We start from the raw sequence: 15,114 nt of genomic DNA on the forward strand, positions 1-15,114 counted from the left end.
AAGGGATGAATCGAAAAAAATCTTCGGCGCTGCTGCAGCAGTTTCTTTTCGTGGGACCTTCCACTATTTTTTTCATCCTGATCATGATCATTCCGTTCCTTCTGGGTCTTTATTATTCCTTCACGAACTGGAATGGCGTGTCAAGCAAAATCGACTTTGTCGGCTTTGATAATTTTGTTACCATTTTTACCAATGATGATAAATTCCGTGATGCCTTCTGGTTCACAACCCGGTTTACGGTGCTTGGCGTCATCCTTACGAATCTGCTCGGATTTTTACTGGCGTACTTCCTGACCAAGCCGCTTAAAACACGGAACGTGCTCCGAACGATTTTCTTCATGCCTAACGTCATCGGCGGCCTGCTGCTCGGTTTTATCTGGCAGTTTATTTTTGTCAAAGGGTTTGCGGCGATCGGTAATGCCACCAACCTCGGATTCTTCAATCTGCCGTGGCTCGGTACGAAGGGAACTGCCTTTTGGGCAATTGTAATCGTTTTCGTATGGCAGACGGCCGGTTACCTGATGGTCATCTACATTTCCTCGCTCAACAACGTGCCGAAGGATATTCTTGAGGCAGCCGAAATCGACGGCGCGAGCAGAGGGCAGGTACTGCGGTCCATCATTATTCCGCTCGTTATGCCAGCGGTTACGGTATGTTTGTTCCTGGCGATTTCCTGGTCCTTCAAAATGTTCGACTTGAACCTATCCTTAACTAAAGGCGGACCGTTCGGCTCCACGGAGTCGGTGGCCATGAATATTTACAACGAGGCTTATACGAATAACCGTCTCGGGCTCGGAACGGCGAAGGCGGTCATCTTCTTCATCGTGGTTGCCATCATAACAAGTCTGCAAGTTCGATTCACGAAGAGCAAGGAGGTTGAAGCGTAATGGAGACCACGAGAAAATACCGGCTGAACACCATGGCCACGGAGATCATCATGATTATCGTAGCCTTGCTCTTCCTGGTCCCGTTCTACTTCCTGTTCGTGAACTCTGTCAAAACCTTCGGTGATCTGTTGACGGACTCGGCAGGACTCCCGACCACTCTTGAATGGAGCAACTATTCACGGGCGTGGGATATCACCAATTTCCCGCAGGCGTTCTGGAACTCGCTGGTCGTTACGGTAGCCAGCAATCTGCTGCTGGCGATGTTAAGTGCGATGACCGCGTATCAGATGGTTCGCCGGAACACGCGCTTTAACCGGATCATGTTTGCACTGTTTGTGGCGGCGATGGTCATTCCGTTTCAATCGATCATGATTCCGCTCGTGAAAGTGACGGCAACGCTGGGCATTAACAACAGTTTGTACGGGCTCATTATCTGTTACCTGGGCTTCGGAGTTCCGCTAAGCGTATTTCTGTTCCATGGCTTCGTGAAATCGATCCCGATGGAGATCGAAGAAGCCGCAACCGTGGATGGATCCAGCGGATACGGCGTATTCTTCCGGGTGGTATTCCCGCTGATGAAGCCGATGTTCGTTACGGTTATCATCCTGAACACCCTATGGATATGGAATGACTACCTGCTGCCATCCTTGATCCTGCAGTCCGCAGATCTTCGGACCATTCCGATTGCTACCTTCGCCTTTTTTGGGCAATATACCAAGCAGTGGGATTTGGCTCTGCCGGCGCTGGTGCTGGGGATCATGCCGGTCATTATTTTCTTCCTGGCCATGCAGAAATACATCATTGAGGGCATTACGCAAGGAGCGGTGAAGGGATAGCTGTCAATCGGTCAATTCCTTCCCCCTCACAGATCAATATAATCCCTGATTTAACGAAAAAAGGTTGATTATACTGGAAAAGTAAACGCTATCAACAAATGCAGTACACGATCCTTATAGAAGAAAAAAAGGGAGGATTCACAATGAAGAAATACGGTAAGCTGCTCCTGGTCATGGTTCTGGCTTTCTCTACGCTGCTTGCAGCCTGCGGCGGCAAGAATGAGGACAATCAAGGCGCTGATGGTGGTGCCGAGGGCGGAACGAAAACGATTAAGATTTTTCAATTTAAAGTCGAAATCGCCGAGGCTCTGAATAAACTGAAAGCCGAATACGAAAAAGAGCATCCCGGCATTAAGCTGGACATTCAAACGGTTGGCGGCGGTTCGGATTATGGCGCGGCGCTGAAAGCGAAGTTCGCTTCCGGCGACGAGCCGGACATTTTCAACGTTGGCGGATACCGCGATCTTGAAACGTGGTTCGAGAATGTTGAGGATCTCTCAGACCAGCCATGGGTGAAGGATGTTGTTGACGTTGCCAAAGAGCCTATGACCAAAGACGGTAAACTGTACGGACAACCGATGACGATCGAGGGTTATGGATTTATTTACAATAAAGATTTGTTTGAAAAAGCGGGAATCACCGAGCTTCCTAAGACGCTCACAGAGCTTGAGGAAGCAGCCAAAAAACTGCAAGCAGCCGGTATTACGCCATTCGTGAACGGTTACCAAGAGACCTGGATTTTGGCCAACCATTTGCTGAACATTCCGTTCGCCCATCAGGAAGATCCGAATGCATTCGTTAAAGGAATGAATGAAGGCACGGAGAAGCTGGTTGGCAACGCGAAATTCGACGAATGGATGAGACTGTTCGACCTCACCGTCCAATACGGCCAGAAGAACCCGCTGACGACGGATTACAACACGGAAATCACGACCTTTGCCAGCGGTGAAGCGGCTATGACCCAGAACGGGAACTGGACGCAAGTACAGATCGACGGCATCAATCCGGATCTGAACATCGGCCTTCTGCCGATGCCGATCAATGACAATGCCGAAGAGAATGACAAACTTCCGATCGGCGTGCCAAACAACTGGGTCGTGAACAACAAATCGCAGGTGAAGGATGAAGCGAAGGAATTCCTGAACTGGCTCGTCACTTCGGAGACCGGTAAACGTTACATTACGGAAGAGTTCAAGTTCATCCCTGCACTGACCAGCATCGAAGCAAACAGCGAGACGCTTGGCGATCTGGGGAACGATGTCATGAAATACAGCAAAGAGAACAAAGCGCTCAGCTGGGAGTTCAACAAATTCCCTGACGGCGGCATGAATGAATTCGGCAGCCAGATGCAAGGTTATGTGGCAGGCAATGTGGACAAGAACCAATTGTTCGAAGGCATTCAGAAATCATGGGAAAGCTTGAAAGCGAAGTAACCACGAGGGTGGCGCTTATAGCGCTATGCCATCGAAATGATCCATTGACGTAATTGGGGCTGTCCCTAAGGGAATATCGAGTCATCAAAACAGTTTATGCATTATAAAAGGTCGGAGACAGACTCATTTCGAGCGCTGTGCTTCGACCTTTTTATTTATTGGTAATAGCTTTGTGGCACTGTCTTTATCGTTGATAAGCATGCCCTGTGGCTAAGGGGAAGAAGCAGTGCAGGATTCTCACTAATAGTGCGTGTTCAAAAAGGTCGATTTTCAGCACCGAGAAGGTTGGATGAAGCTAGGGAGTGAGGAGCGGAGCGTACGTTTTGGGTACGTGAGCACCGGAAGGCCCGGCTGAATTCAAGATTCGATGCCGAGCTGCTTCCTGATTCGCTTCGTGATCAAAAGCGGACTTTTTGAACAACCTCTAATAATGATTTCGGATCAGCAAATAAATAATGAGACCAACAACAGGGAAGAACAACAAGCCGAGCACAACCAGAATCGCAAATTCAGGGCTGCGGCCTTTTCGCCGGGCGTCATTATAACCCCATACGCAGACGGCAATGTGAAGAAGGAAGAAGAATAATCCCAGTAATAATGTCAAAATCCCGATAATACCAACGCCAACAAAACTCATAATGAAATAGCCTCCCGAACTCTAATTGTATGATCTACATACGGTCGATCGGCATTAGGGTCGCATAAAAACGAAAAAATTTGGGGTTTTCCTGCTGGCGGTAACCGGAGATTGCATAAGATTACGGATATTTTATTAACCTATATAGGAGAAATCTGCAATACATAGATCACTACGAAATAGTAAATACATGGTATGATAAAGGTTGACGTTATTTTGGCGTGAGAACGATTTCGCATCGTTTTGAAATGTTGAAGCTATCGTATAAGATAGTAATAATATCTATAAAGCAGGAAAAGACGGGAGACAACGATGAATCAACCGCTCTATGGCGTATGGTTAGGTGATGTATTCTTTTGTTTTTCCGGTGAGGTTTCGGAACCGAGAGTGGATGCTTGGAGCCGCGTGGTCCGTACCTTTCGCAGACCGGATGGAATCCGTCCCTTCGCTAACGCTTCCCTCCGGCTTGCCGAGCTCCGATATCCGGCCAAAGTTCTCGGATCGAAAAGCGCACGGCGTCCGGAACGGAAGACACTTGGCGGACGGACGATGGAAGGGCTTGCTCTGACACCGGGAGACGCATTTCAATTGCTGATCTCGCTGGATCCTGAGTATTACCAGACTCAGGGCCTAAGCGTTGGTGAAGAAATGGAATATTGGGTACAAGCGAGCAGATTCGCATTGGAGCTGCTCCTGCAAGGGAAGTTTGCACCAGGGACGGCCGAGGTGCCTTCCGTAGGCAGGCGTCGGACAACGATGCAAAATATAAAGGCGGTATGGAAGCCGCAGCTGTCTGCCGAGGATGGCGCGCGCTTTCTACAGCTGGCAGCGAGTATCCCGCCCATTGCGATTGGGACGCCGGCAGCTCTTGCCGGATTCGATCCTTCTACTCGTGAGGAAGCAGGGGCTATTGTGCTGTATTCTTTTCTGTGCGGCGTGATCGACAGCCAAGTCCGGGCGGCTGTCCGCGAATCGGAGGATAAGCTGCGGACCTATCTGGCGAACTACCGGCGGGGACAATCTCCGCTGGCCGAGCTGTGGTGGAACAGCCTGTTGACCGTCAGTCGGGACATTCCCATTCAAGGGACGGCGGAGGAAGTGAGCGAGCTGGAGGAAGCCGTTGAACGTGTTGGAGGGACGGCGTTTCCTTATGACAGCGGGGAGGATCAGCCTCCCGAGAACGGGACCATTGGACTTGGGCTGCGGCTTGAGCCGCCCCTGGATGAGAGCCGGAAGGACTGGAAGGTGTCCTTCTGGGCACGCAGTCAGGAGGATGAAGGCTTATCGATGCCCGTCCGCAGCATCTGGGGAAATCCGGAATCCGATCAGCTGATCCGCGGACGGATGTATTCTAGGGTTCAGCTGCAGCTGTTGATGAAGCTGGGAGAAGCGGCAGAGCTGGCACCGGAGCTGGCCGCTGGCTTGTACGGACGTGCTCCCGAGAGCGTGTCCCTGTCGCTTGACCGCTTGTCCACATTTATGAAGGAATCGGTTCCGAAATTAACGGCAAGCGGAGTCACGGTTCAAATGCCTTCACGATGGAGCAGGGAAGGGCGCCGCCGCGTCGGCTTATCCCTCAAAATGATGCCGGATGCAAGACCATCCGGCGAAGCGCATCCTCTGCCGGTGCTCGGCATGGAGCATCTGGTCAGATTTCAAATCTCCGCAGCGATGGGAGGCCAATCCCTGACGCGCGAAGAATTGAAGTTTCTGGCCGAACAGAATCTGCCCTATGTCCAGTTCCGCGGGGAATGGGTTGAGGTGGATCTGAAGGAGATCAGCCAAGTGCTGCGGTTCATGAAACGCCATGAGAAGGGCGAGATGGAGCTTGCGGAATGGATGCATCTTAGCGCGGATATGGATGGAGAACGCATGTGGAAAGGTCTCTTTATCGAGGAAGTGGAGACAACCGGTCTGCTGTCCTCCTTACTGGATGGCGAAACGGCCCGCAAGCTGCCGTCTCGCCCGATTCCTTCCTCGCTTCACGGCGAACTGAGACCGTATCAGGAACGGGGATACCAGTGGCTTAGCGTAATGCGCGATTTGGGATTTGGTGTTTGCCTTGCCGACGATATGGGACTTGGAAAAACGGTACAGGTTATAACCTGTCTATTAGAGCGTCTCAATACGGAAACGGCTGGCGGTCCGGTGCTGATTATTTGCCCGACTTCGCTTCTGGGTAACTGGCAGCGGGAAATCCAGCGATTTGCACCGGATCTGACCTTGCATGTGCACCATGGCGTTCGACGTCTGCGTGGAGAAGACTTCCTGCAGGAAGCAGCCAATCATGATATCGTGCTGACCACGTATCATTTGGCGGGAAGAGACGGCGGTGATTTATCCGCTATCCAGTGGTCGAGTGTGGTGCTTGACGAAGCACAATATATTAAGAATTACCGGACGAAGCAGGCGCAGAGCGTCATGAAATTATCCGCGCCTCACCGCATTGCCATGACCGGAACACCGGTGGAGAACCGTTTGGCGGAGCTTTGGTCGATCTTTCATTTTCTTAATCCGGGATATCTCGGCTCCTTTAACGCCTTCCGTCAGCGATATGCGCCGGGAGAGGGACAGCAGGAGAGATTCCGCGAGCTTCATAAGCTCGTATCTCCATTCATGCTGCGCAGACTCAAGAGCGATCCGGATATCCGCAAGGATCTGCCGGAGAAACTGGAATTGAAATCGTATTGCCCGCTGACCGAGGTTCAAGGTGCGATGTACCAAGCGGTTGTCGATGAGATGATGGGACAGATCGAAAGCCGGACGGGCATGGCGCGCAAGGGACTTGTGCTTTCATCCCTCACCAAGCTGAAGCAGATATGCGATCATCCGCAGCTGCTTCGACGCGACGAAGGACGTGCGGTGCGTGCGGAGTCCTCGGGCAAAATGGAGCGCATGCTTGAAATTCTCGACAGCATCGCGGATGTTGGAGAATCCGCGCTGATTTTTACCCAGTATGTAGGCATGGGTGAATTGCTGGTAAGCATGCTTGGGCGTAAATACGGGAAGGAGCCGTATTTCCTTCATGGCGGGGTGCCCAAACGGGAGCGGGATGAGATGGTACGGGCGTTCCAGGCAGGCGAGGGGACCGAGTTTTTTGTTCTGTCGTTAAAAGCCGGGGGCGTAGGTCTGAATTTGACCCGTGCGAACCATGTGCTCCACTATGATCGTTGGTGGAACCCGGCGGTTGAGAATCAGGCGACGGACCGTGTGTTCCGGATCGGCCAGCATCGCAACGTTCAGGTGCACAAGCTGATTTCTCAGGGAACGCTGGAGGAACGGATTGACGAGCTGATTGAACAGAAGAAGGCGTTGTCCGAGCAGGTGGTCGGGTCGGGCGAAACATGGCTGACGGAAATGTCGGACGGTGAGCTGCGCCAGTTGATCGAGCTGCAAGAGCAGGATTGGATGTAACCGGATTGCATACGGCGTGTGAAGCAGCGTAAAAAGGCATACAAAAATGGACGCCAAGGAGGTGTGGGTTATGGAATCTGCGGAATCGGCCGAACGGACCGGGCTGGTGATCGAACCCGGATGGTTAAAAGGGAAAGTGGATGGAGCGCCCGAATCATCGGGGAGCTATGAGGTCAGCGTTCAGGTAAAGACGCTGAGCCCTGCTGCCCGCGAGGCCGTGCTGGCTTATCTGGAGGAAGACCCGCAGGCGCTGTACCGCCTGCTTGCAGGGCAGGACGCCCCTTGGCTGGCCGAGCTGGCGCCGTCCCCCCTGCAGGGCGAAGAGCCGGCCGCCTCTGCCCGCTGCACCTGCGGCCAAGCGGCCTGCGGACACGCCGCAGCCGTGCTGGCTGCCGCAGCCCTGCGGCTTGCGGCTGAGCCGCTCCAGCAGCTGACGCTGCTGGGGCTGCCGCGGGAAGCGCTGCTGGCCGGCGTCTTTGGCGCCTGGGCCAAAGCAGCTCCGCCGCAGGCAGGCGGCTCTGCCGCAGAGCAGGCCGCCCGCGCGAAGGAGAAGGGGCCTTCCGGCCCTTCTCCGGGCGAATGGGTGGCCGAAGCGGCGGCCGAGGGCCGATTGCACCGGCCCGGCCCGCAGCTTAGTGAGCTGGCGGTGCAGCTGTCACCGCCGCCTCCGGCAGATCAGCTGGGCCCAGTCGGCGACTGGACAAGCTTACTGCCAGGCGTTCGCGGCGCGTCCAAAGCGCTCAGCGTGATTGCCCGCGGCGCGGCCAAGCAAGCCGAGCAGAAGCGCCGCAGCTTAAAGTCGCCGTAAGGGTTACCAATCCATCACAGCATTGTAATGAATTTGATAGATACGGCGCCATAAATCGGGGCAATCTGCCGGATATTTGACGTAAACGGAGATTATCCGGGATGTTTCGACAGCCGCTCGTTTGTTCTGCTCATTCTGATTAATGTACAATGGATGCAGGACAAACCGTGGGAAAGGAAGAAGCCATAGATGAATGCATTTTCGGGAAAACGAACACGATTTACAAGCGCAATGCTGTCATCCTTGCTGTTAGCAGGAGCCATTCTGGCAGGCTGTCAATCGGATGATGCCGGTTCCGGCAAGGAACAGGGTCAGGAATTGCAGTCGCCGGCTGAGGGCCAGGAAGGAAACACACTTCCTGAGGGCGGCGCGGGCAATGAAGAGACAGGGGCTGAGAATCAGCCGGCGGATCCGGTCATGGCGAAGCGGAGCGAGAATGCGCTTCAGGCCACGATCCAGGAAAGCGGCGGCAAGCAGGTTGTAACCAACGCAGAGGCGATGACGGTGGTTGTGAATAAGCAGCGCAGCTTGCCGGATGGTTATGAACCAAGTGACCTCGTGGAGCCGGATGTTCCATTTTCTTTTGATGAGCCGCACGAAAAACGGCATCTGAGAAAAGAAGCGGCGGATGCGCTCGAGGAATTGTTCGCTGCGGCCCAAGCAGACGGCATCGAGCTCCGGGCCGTATCGGGATACCGTTCTTATGCCCGTCAAAAAACGATATACGAGAACAATGTTCGTACCAAAGGGGAAGCCGAGGCTAATCGTGTAAGCGCGGTGCCGGGTACGAGCGAGCATCAGACAGGCCTTACAATAGACGTGTCCAGCCCTAGCGCAGGCAATGCGCTGGAGGAAGCGTTCGGGCATACGGAGGAAGGGCAGTGGCTGGCGCAACGCGCGCCGGAATTCGGCTTTATCATTCGTTATCCGGAAGGGGCCGAGGATATTACCGGCTATGTATACGAGCCGTGGCATATCCGTTATGTAGGCAAGGATCTGGCGCCGGATATTGCCGACAGCGGCTTGACGCTGGAGGAATACTTCGATGAGGCAAACATTAAACTGTAAGCTGTGCTAATAGTCGTAGGATAAACGGGACTTTTTATCCTTGTACCCCGGCTTGCGAATCTATAAAGTAGAACAGGACCTGCGCAAGACCGGGCGATGTTCTTGTTATACGAATGAATCCCGGGGCGGCTTGGCTCCGGGATTCATTCGTATTTTAAGAGATAAGAAAGCATACACTTCAGAGGCTTACCATTCTGATAGTCTTTACTTATTTAATGGCGAGTCCTCATAACCGGGATCATCGTAGCCGGTGTCGGTCAGCTTGCCCATGATGTTCATGTCCTCAATGGTTTTGCGGGTGCGTTCATCCCCATGTTCATGGAGAAAGTGGTAGAGGTTGATCGTTCGTTCATCGTATTGCTCGGCAGCATCGTCATGATCTGCCGACTTGTAAGGGACGAATGTGCGTTTAAACGCATACCGATCGCTGCTGCTGACTTCATAGAGCAGCCCCCTCAGCTTTGAGACCTCTTCATCATCCATATATACGACATATTCGTTCGAATCGTTCGGCACATCCTGGATCAGGTTGTGATTGACTGAAACATAATACGTCTTTTTATCGTTTGTCATATTAAATCCCTCCAGTCTTCGGCAGCTAGGGGCTGCACGGAATAGGATGCGGCTGCGGCCGACAGTATCCGGCATTGTACTGTCCAGTTTTCTAATCATATACACGTTCGGGGCCGGGATGAATCAGCCGTGAAGTTGGAAGGGGCTTCCTTTTTCACATGGGGCAAGGAATTTGGTATGATAGAATCACCATGGCGGCAGTATACTGGACGATGAGAGCATGGATCATCACATCGAGTAGTATGCGAACGGTAAAAATATGGGATGGCCGGTTTATGGCTAGTTAAAAATCGTTAATAACCTTAATGAAGTGATATGACAATGTGCCGGCGGACTGCCGGTCAATCGGGATATGAGAAAGAGGAGGATTCATAAATGAATATTTTACAAAAGCTTAAGGATGGAGCCAACCGCGCAACGGAAAAGGCGCAGCACGTGGTGGAAGTGAATAAACTCAACAGCCAAATTTCCGAAATCGAACAGCAGAAGAACTCATATTACTTACAGATGGGTAAAGTGTTCTATGAGGGCTACCGTCTGCAGGACATGACGATGGCAGAAAAAGAAATGGTTGAGCTTGCGCAAACCTGCGATGGATTGCAGGAGCAAATCGAAGCGATTCGAAACCGCATTGCGGTCCTCAAGAATGAGCGGGTCTGTGAATGCGGACGGGTGGTCGCGCTGGATGCGAATTTCTGCCCGTACTGCGGAAACAAGCTTGCTAATTTGATACACCCTGAGAAGTCAGCATCGGACGGACCAAGGGAGTCTGAACGTAAGATCGTGTTTGATAAACATGAATTTGCAGCGGCTGAAGAACAACAGGAACAGGATGAATTGTCTACCTATGACTACCGTTCGAATCCGGATCCATACGAGCCGGACATGTACGAGCCGGAGCCGGAACGGCAGCACGAGGAAATGGATCTCTCCGAACCTGAGGTTGATCCGGAACAGCTGCGTATCGAGCAGGAAGAGCAGGAGAAGGAGCGCCGTCACTGGGAAGAACTTGAGCGGGAGCGGGAGCGGCAGCTGGAACTGGACCGCCGCATTCGTTTCTGGCAGGAGAATAACCAAAGTCAGGACTATGTTGGTGATGATGAGGCGACGCGCGATATGGTGAAGTGCCAGATTTGCAGTGTCGACCTGCCAAAAGGCTCGAAATGGTGTCCGCGCTGTGGAGCTGAACAGATTTAAGATATAGGGATTCGGACGATCATGCCCTTGCGCGAGGTTAATAAGACAGTGTGAATGATAGAGCAAGCGTTCGAGCATCTTGGGAGGACTAATATTATGGAACAATTGCTGCATCATTTGCGGAATTTGGGATTTACGGAGATTGAATCGAAAATTATGGTAGACCTTGCCGAGTATGGGCCGGCGGGTGGTTATGAAGTGGCAAAACGACTTGGAGCTTCGCGTTCTAATGTCTATGCAGCCATGCAGCGTTTGGAGCGGCAAGGGGCACTTGAGCGAATGGACGGGGAACCCGTCCGTTACCGTTCGCTGAAACCGGAGGAATTGACGCGGATGATATCCGGCCGTGTGGAGGCATCACTCGCTTTTGTTGAGAAGAGCTTGCCGCGAGGAAGCGGCACGGCCGCTCCCTTCCTCAGTATGGAGGGAGATCAGGCGGTGCTTGATGTGCTCGTCCGGGAATTGAAGCGAGCGAAACAGGAGATCGTGGTTGACGTCTGGCGTGAAGAAGCTTCGCTTCTGCGTGAACCGCTGGCTGAGGCGGAGGCTAGGGGTGTTAAGGTGCTGTGGGCTTGTGACGGCCCGGACCAGGGTCTCTCAAGAACGCTGGCATGGTCTGGGTGGAACGGACTTGCGGAGCGCCGGGGAGGCGGCCGGAAATTCTCCTTTGTTGTGGATCGGCAGTGGTGCATACTAGGGATGCGCGGCGGGGAATATGATACAGGGGCGGTTATCACGGAGCATCCGGTAATGGCGGAGCTGCTGCTGCACCATTTTACTCAAGAGATGGTATTGTTCCAGCTTGAACAGGATATGGGTGAGCAGTTGGAAGCCCGTTATGGAGAGCACTTTGGTCTGATTCAGAGCCAGTATCTTAATGCGGAAGCCGACGCTGAAGCACAGGATGACCAGACTGCGGAATCGAAATCGGGCGCGGAGTATGAAGCTGATTCTGACCCAATGGACGGGGATAGCAATCGTAATACGGCCTAGGGTTCCGACTGGCACATGAAGAGGCCCTTCCAGAAGTGACTTTTATCACAGTTAGGCATCATGGTTCATCGTACAATGTAATAAACATAAAGATAAGGAACGCCGGGATTTATCTTGGCGTTTATTTGCAGGCAGGCGGGAATGAAAGTTGCAGCTGGCAAGAGGATAAATGCGGTGGTCTTTAATCGCAATCATGACAACCAAGAGAAGGGGGATGAATGAGCATGGAATGCATCGTTCATTTTACAGTGGGACATAAGGAAGGACCCAAGAAGCTCCGAGGATTGATTTTTGTTGATAAAGGAGAGAATCCTACAGGTCAGCAGCTGCTCGATATGTTTCATGAAATGGAGTATAAGGTGGTACCTGACCCGCAGGATGAACTTCTATTTAAACCGGAAAATCCCGCGGAAAGTTATACTTATATACGTGTGAACGAACTCGATATGGGTCAGGAAAAATATACGGAAGACCGCAATCTGAAATCGCTGCTGAATGAGCTGCTGCCTAAACAGCGCACGGGCTTGTAACGAATAAACCCATCTGCCTTCCGCTGACATCCGCTGGGATTTGCAAAACCCGCTTGTTATAATGGATGTACGGAAGGGGATGGAGATGTTTATTTTTGCAGGAATCGCAGCATTATTGATTTACGGCTTGCTGGTTTATTATATTGGCCGAAGCGTATGGAGCTGGATGAAGCCAGGTCCGTCCATTGTGCTCAAATGGATATACATAATGGTGCTGACCGTTGTTTCGACATCGTTTATTTCAGGACGGTTCTTCGGCAACCTCACGGTGCTGAGCGTGATAGGATCGTATTGGATGGCTATTTTCTATGTCCTGATCATCCTGCTCCCGTTGATGCACATCATGCTGTGGCTGCTAAGATTGACGGCATTGCGAAGAGAGGGCCTGAAGAAGGCGGCGGGATTTATCGTGTTGGTGCTATTGGTCGTTGTGATCGGCTTCGGTTCTTTTAATGCCTATAGTCCAACGGTTCGCGCATATGATATTCACGTGGACAAGGACGCCGGCACAATTGAGGAGCTGAATATTGTCATGGCGTCCGATATGCACTTCGGCGTCCTGTCAGGTAAAGCCCACGCTGCGCGTATGGTGAAGGAGATTAATGACTTAAAGCCGGATCTGGTATTGTTCCCTGGCGATATCATCGATGACGATCTGGATGCCTATTTAAGCCAGGGGATCGATCAGATCCTGACCGGTATCCAGGCAACGTATGGCGTGTATGCCTCGCTTGGCAATCATGACCGGTTCGAAGGCGAAATGCCGGAACTGATCGCGGCTCTTGAGCATAGCGGCATGACCGTGCTGTATGATGAGAAATTGACGGTCGAGGGTCTGACGCTGGTTGGCAGACGGGATAAACAGGATCAGGAGCGGGCCGAGTTGTCCACGATCATGGATGGGGCCGATCTATCCAAGCCGATCTTTGTGCTCGATCATCAGCCGAATGCGCTGGAGGAAGCACAGCAGCAGGGCGTAGACCTTATCGTTTCCGGACACACGCACCGCGGGCAGGTATTCCCGGCGCATCTGATTACGCAGGCGATGTTCGAGAATGATTGGGGGTATCTGCAAAAAGGCCGGATGCATTCCATCGTGTCCTCAGGTTACGGTTTCTGGGGACCTCCGATTCGTCTGGGTTCCCGCTCCGAAATTGTACAGATCCATGTTACATTTCAATAGATGATATTGAGGGATGAAGCCACCTGTGTGAACTGCACCCTAATTGTTAGACACATCTAACAGTTGGAGGTGCAGTTTTTTTATGACTAAATTTACTAAGGATAGCAAATTGGCATTAATTCAAGGGTATGATTCTGTTCTTTTATCTCAGACCGAATACGCAAATCAAATGGGCGTTACCAAGTCTCAATTCCAATATTGGTTGAAGCTCTATGAGATGCATGGTGAGACTGCCTTTACTAACGGCTATACAAATTATCCGGCAAGCTTTAAACTGGACGTACTCAATCATATGGCTCAATCAGACGCTTCTCTCATGGATACCGCTGCTTTGTTTAAACTCCCGGACTTCTCCATGTTGTATTCCTGGCAGAGAAAGATGGAGACAGGCGGTTTAGAAGCCCTTGAGCCAAAAAAGAAGGGGCGTCCATCCATGAAGAAAAATCCCAATTCGTCTACCAAACGATCCGTAGTTGAAGGGTCTGTTGAAGCACTCGAAGAACGTATCAAACAGCTTGAAATGGAAAATGAGTATCTAAAAAAGTTGAATGCCTTAGTTCGAAACAAGGAAAAATCACCAAACAAGACAAAGCACAAGCCGTCTGGCAACTAAGGCATAAATATCCGGTGAAGGCACTCGTACAGCTGGCTGGTATCCCGCGCAGCACCTATTACAACCTTGTAAAGCGTATGAACCAACCGGATCCGAATGCCGAGTTGGAGGCTGAAATCCAGTCCATTTACGCGGAGCATGATGGACGTTACGGATATCGCCGTATTCGTGATGAACTGGCCGTCCGTGGATGGAAAGTTAACCACAAAAAGGTTCAGAGGCTCATGAAGAAGATGGGCCTTCAATGCCTGGTTCGCATGAAAAAGTATAAGTCATATAAAGGGACCGTCGGCAAGATTGCACCGAATCATCTGGACCGCCAGTTCACGGCTGGGGCGCCAAATGAGAAATGGGTGACGGACATTACGGAGTTTAAGTTATTTGGAGAAAAGCTGTATCTATCGCCCATTTTGGACTTATTCAACGGGGAAATTATCACCTATACCATGGGTTCACGACCAACCTATTCTCTGGTATCCGAGATGCTGGATGCAGGACTGAAGCGTCTGCCAGAAGAACACCAACTTCTCATTCATTCAGATCAAGGATGGCATTACCAAATGAAGCCGTATCGCCATGCGCTTAAGTCGAGTGGCATTCTCCAAAGCATGTCACGAAAAGGGAATTGTTACGACAATGCCGTCATAGAGAATTTCTTCGGCATTCTTAAGTCGGAGTTTCTGTACTACAAAGAGTTTGAAAATGTGGAACATTTTAAGGAAGAACTGAAAAAATATATTGAATACTACAATACCAAACGGTTAAAGGCAAAATTAAAAATGAGTCCGGTACAGTACCGAACTCATTTTGAGAAAGCTGCCTAATGAAATAATCGTGTCTAACTTTTGGGGGTCACATCAGTGAGGTGGCTTTTTTTCATGTCAGATATTTTGGGAAAATATTGTATCCAGAAAGGACCGGATTATTGTATGATCTTTGCTA

13 protein-coding genes are annotated in these 15,114 nt (G+C 51.4%); 11 read left to right on the forward strand and 2 right to left on the reverse strand.

All coding sequences use genetic code 11. The features are described 5' to 3' along the window. Window positions 1–5 precede the first annotated feature (5 nt). The 3 genes from BJP58_RS23540 (at window position 6) to BJP58_RS23550 (ending at window position 3,156) form a co-directional block, all read left to right on the forward strand. Window positions 6–887 (forward strand): carbohydrate ABC transporter permease, encoded by an 882-nt coding sequence (locus tag BJP58_RS23540; protein ID WP_071222084.1) that lies wholly within the window; start codon window positions 6–8, stop codon window positions 885–887. Continuing rightward, a complete protein-coding gene (locus BJP58_RS23545) occupies window positions 887–1,723 on the forward strand; it encodes a carbohydrate ABC transporter permease (RefSeq protein WP_194540796.1) in 837 nt (278 codons plus the stop codon). Before BJP58_RS23540 ends, BJP58_RS23545 begins: the two co-directional genes overlap by 1 nt. 143 nt (window positions 1,724–1,866) lie before the next feature. Further along, the gene (locus BJP58_RS23550) at window positions 1,867–3,156 is read left to right on the forward strand and encodes an ABC transporter substrate-binding protein (protein WP_071222082.1); all 1,290 of its coding nucleotides are present in this window, start codon (window positions 1,867–1,869) and stop codon (window positions 3,154–3,156) included. 424 nt (window positions 3,157–3,580) lie between these two features. Here the strand turns inward: BJP58_RS23550 and BJP58_RS23555 are convergent, their stop codons facing one another. Next, the gene (locus tag BJP58_RS23555; RefSeq protein ID WP_194540797.1) at window positions 3,581–3,793 is read right to left on the reverse strand and encodes a PLDc N-terminal domain-containing protein; all 213 of its coding nucleotides are present in this window, start codon (window positions 3,791–3,793) and stop codon (window positions 3,581–3,583) included. Window positions 3,794–4,105: 312 nt separating this feature from the next. On the opposite strand from BJP58_RS23555, the gene BJP58_RS23560 reads away from it, so the two are divergent. The 3 genes from BJP58_RS23560 to BJP58_RS23570 all read left to right on the forward strand — a co-directional run bounded on the left by BJP58_RS23560 (window position 4,106) and on the right by BJP58_RS23570 (window position 9,083). Continuing rightward, window positions 4,106–7,207: a DEAD/DEAH box helicase gene (locus BJP58_RS23560; protein WP_194540798.1), complete on the forward strand. Its 3,102-nt coding sequence runs from the start codon at window positions 4,106–4,108 to the stop codon at window positions 7,205–7,207. A 70-nt stretch (window positions 7,208–7,277) separates the two neighbouring features. Further along, entirely contained in the window at window positions 7,278–8,015 is a 738-nt protein-coding gene (locus BJP58_RS23565; RefSeq protein ID WP_194540799.1) for a hypothetical protein, read from the forward strand. A gap of 189 nt (window positions 8,016–8,204) precedes the next feature. Next, window positions 8,205–9,083 carry a M15 family metallopeptidase gene (locus BJP58_RS23570; RefSeq protein WP_194540800.1) on the forward strand — a complete coding sequence of 293 codons (879 nt, stop codon included), beginning with the start codon at window positions 8,205–8,207 and terminating at the stop codon, window positions 9,081–9,083. A gap of 204 nt (window positions 9,084–9,287) precedes the next feature. Here BJP58_RS23570 and BJP58_RS23575 read toward each other — a convergent pair whose 3' ends face one another. Next, on the reverse strand, window positions 9,288–9,656 hold the full coding sequence (locus BJP58_RS23575; RefSeq protein ID WP_194540801.1) for a hypothetical protein: 369 nt from the start codon (window positions 9,654–9,656) through the stop codon (window positions 9,288–9,290). A 375-nt stretch (window positions 9,657–10,031) separates the two neighbouring features. Here BJP58_RS23575 and BJP58_RS23580 point away from each other — a divergent pair, with 375 nt between their 5' ends. From BJP58_RS23580 to BJP58_RS23600, 5 genes are all read left to right on the forward strand, one after another. Beyond that, entirely contained in the window at window positions 10,032–10,853 is an 822-nt protein-coding gene (locus BJP58_RS23580) for a zinc ribbon domain-containing protein (protein WP_194540802.1), read from the forward strand. A gap of 96 nt (window positions 10,854–10,949) precedes the next feature. Beyond that, window positions 10,950–11,846, forward strand: coding sequence for a TrmB family transcriptional regulator (locus BJP58_RS23585; RefSeq protein ID WP_194540803.1), 897 nt, complete (start codon window positions 10,950–10,952; stop codon window positions 11,844–11,846). Between the two features lie 224 nt (window positions 11,847–12,070). After that, window positions 12,071–12,376: a hypothetical protein gene (locus tag BJP58_RS23590; protein ID WP_194540804.1), complete on the forward strand. Its 306-nt coding sequence runs from the start codon at window positions 12,071–12,073 to the stop codon at window positions 12,374–12,376. 85 nt (window positions 12,377–12,461) lie between these two features. Continuing rightward, window positions 12,462–13,559: a metallophosphoesterase gene (locus tag BJP58_RS23595; RefSeq protein WP_194545040.1), complete on the forward strand. Its 1,098-nt coding sequence runs from the start codon at window positions 12,462–12,464 to the stop codon at window positions 13,557–13,559. A gap of 82 nt (window positions 13,560–13,641) precedes the next feature. Beyond that, window positions 13,642–14,996, forward strand: a protein-coding gene (locus tag BJP58_RS23600) for an IS3 family transposase (RefSeq protein ID WP_194540805.1) whose coding sequence is annotated in 2 segments (ribosomal slippage) — window positions 13,642–14,095 and window positions 14,095–14,996 — 1,356 coding nt in all. Because the reading frame shifts where the segments join, the coding sequence is not laid out codon by codon here. Window positions 14,997–15,114 lie beyond the last annotated feature (118 nt).

Origin of the sequence: Paenibacillus sp. JZ16 (assembly GCF_015326965.1) — a bacterium.
GTDB lineage: Bacteria > Bacillota > Bacilli > Paenibacillales > Paenibacillaceae > Paenibacillus_AQ.

Coding starts and splice junctions, on each gene's coding strand:
- BJP58_RS23555 (WP_194540797.1), bottom strand. CDS start 3,793: ATGAGTTTTGTTGGCGTTGGTATTATCGGGATTTTGACATTATTACTG.
- BJP58_RS23585 (WP_194540803.1), top strand. CDS start 10,950: ATGGAACAATTGCTGCATCATTTGCGGAATTTGGGATTTACGGAGATT.
- BJP58_RS23560 (WP_194540798.1), top strand. CDS start 4,106: ATGAATCAACCGCTCTATGGCGTATGGTTAGGTGATGTATTCTTTTGT.
- BJP58_RS23595 (WP_194545040.1), top strand. CDS start 12,462: ATGTTTATTTTTGCAGGAATCGCAGCATTATTGATTTACGGCTTGCTG.
- BJP58_RS23540 (WP_071222084.1), top strand. CDS start 6: ATGAATCGAAAAAAATCTTCGGCGCTGCTGCAGCAGTTTCTTTTCGTG.
- BJP58_RS23550 (WP_071222082.1), top strand. CDS start 1,867: ATGAAGAAATACGGTAAGCTGCTCCTGGTCATGGTTCTGGCTTTCTCT.
- BJP58_RS23575 (WP_194540801.1), bottom strand. CDS start 9,656: ATGACAAACGATAAAAAGACGTATTATGTTTCAGTCAATCACAACCTG.
- BJP58_RS23545 (WP_194540796.1), top strand. CDS start 887: ATGGAGACCACGAGAAAATACCGGCTGAACACCATGGCCACGGAGATC.
- BJP58_RS23580 (WP_194540802.1), top strand. CDS start 10,032: ATGAATATTTTACAAAAGCTTAAGGATGGAGCCAACCGCGCAACGGAA.
- BJP58_RS23565 (WP_194540799.1), top strand. CDS start 7,278: ATGGAATCTGCGGAATCGGCCGAACGGACCGGGCTGGTGATCGAACCC.
- BJP58_RS23590 (WP_194540804.1), top strand. CDS start 12,071: ATGGAATGCATCGTTCATTTTACAGTGGGACATAAGGAAGGACCCAAG.
- BJP58_RS23570 (WP_194540800.1), top strand. CDS start 8,205: ATGAATGCATTTTCGGGAAAACGAACACGATTTACAAGCGCAATGCTG.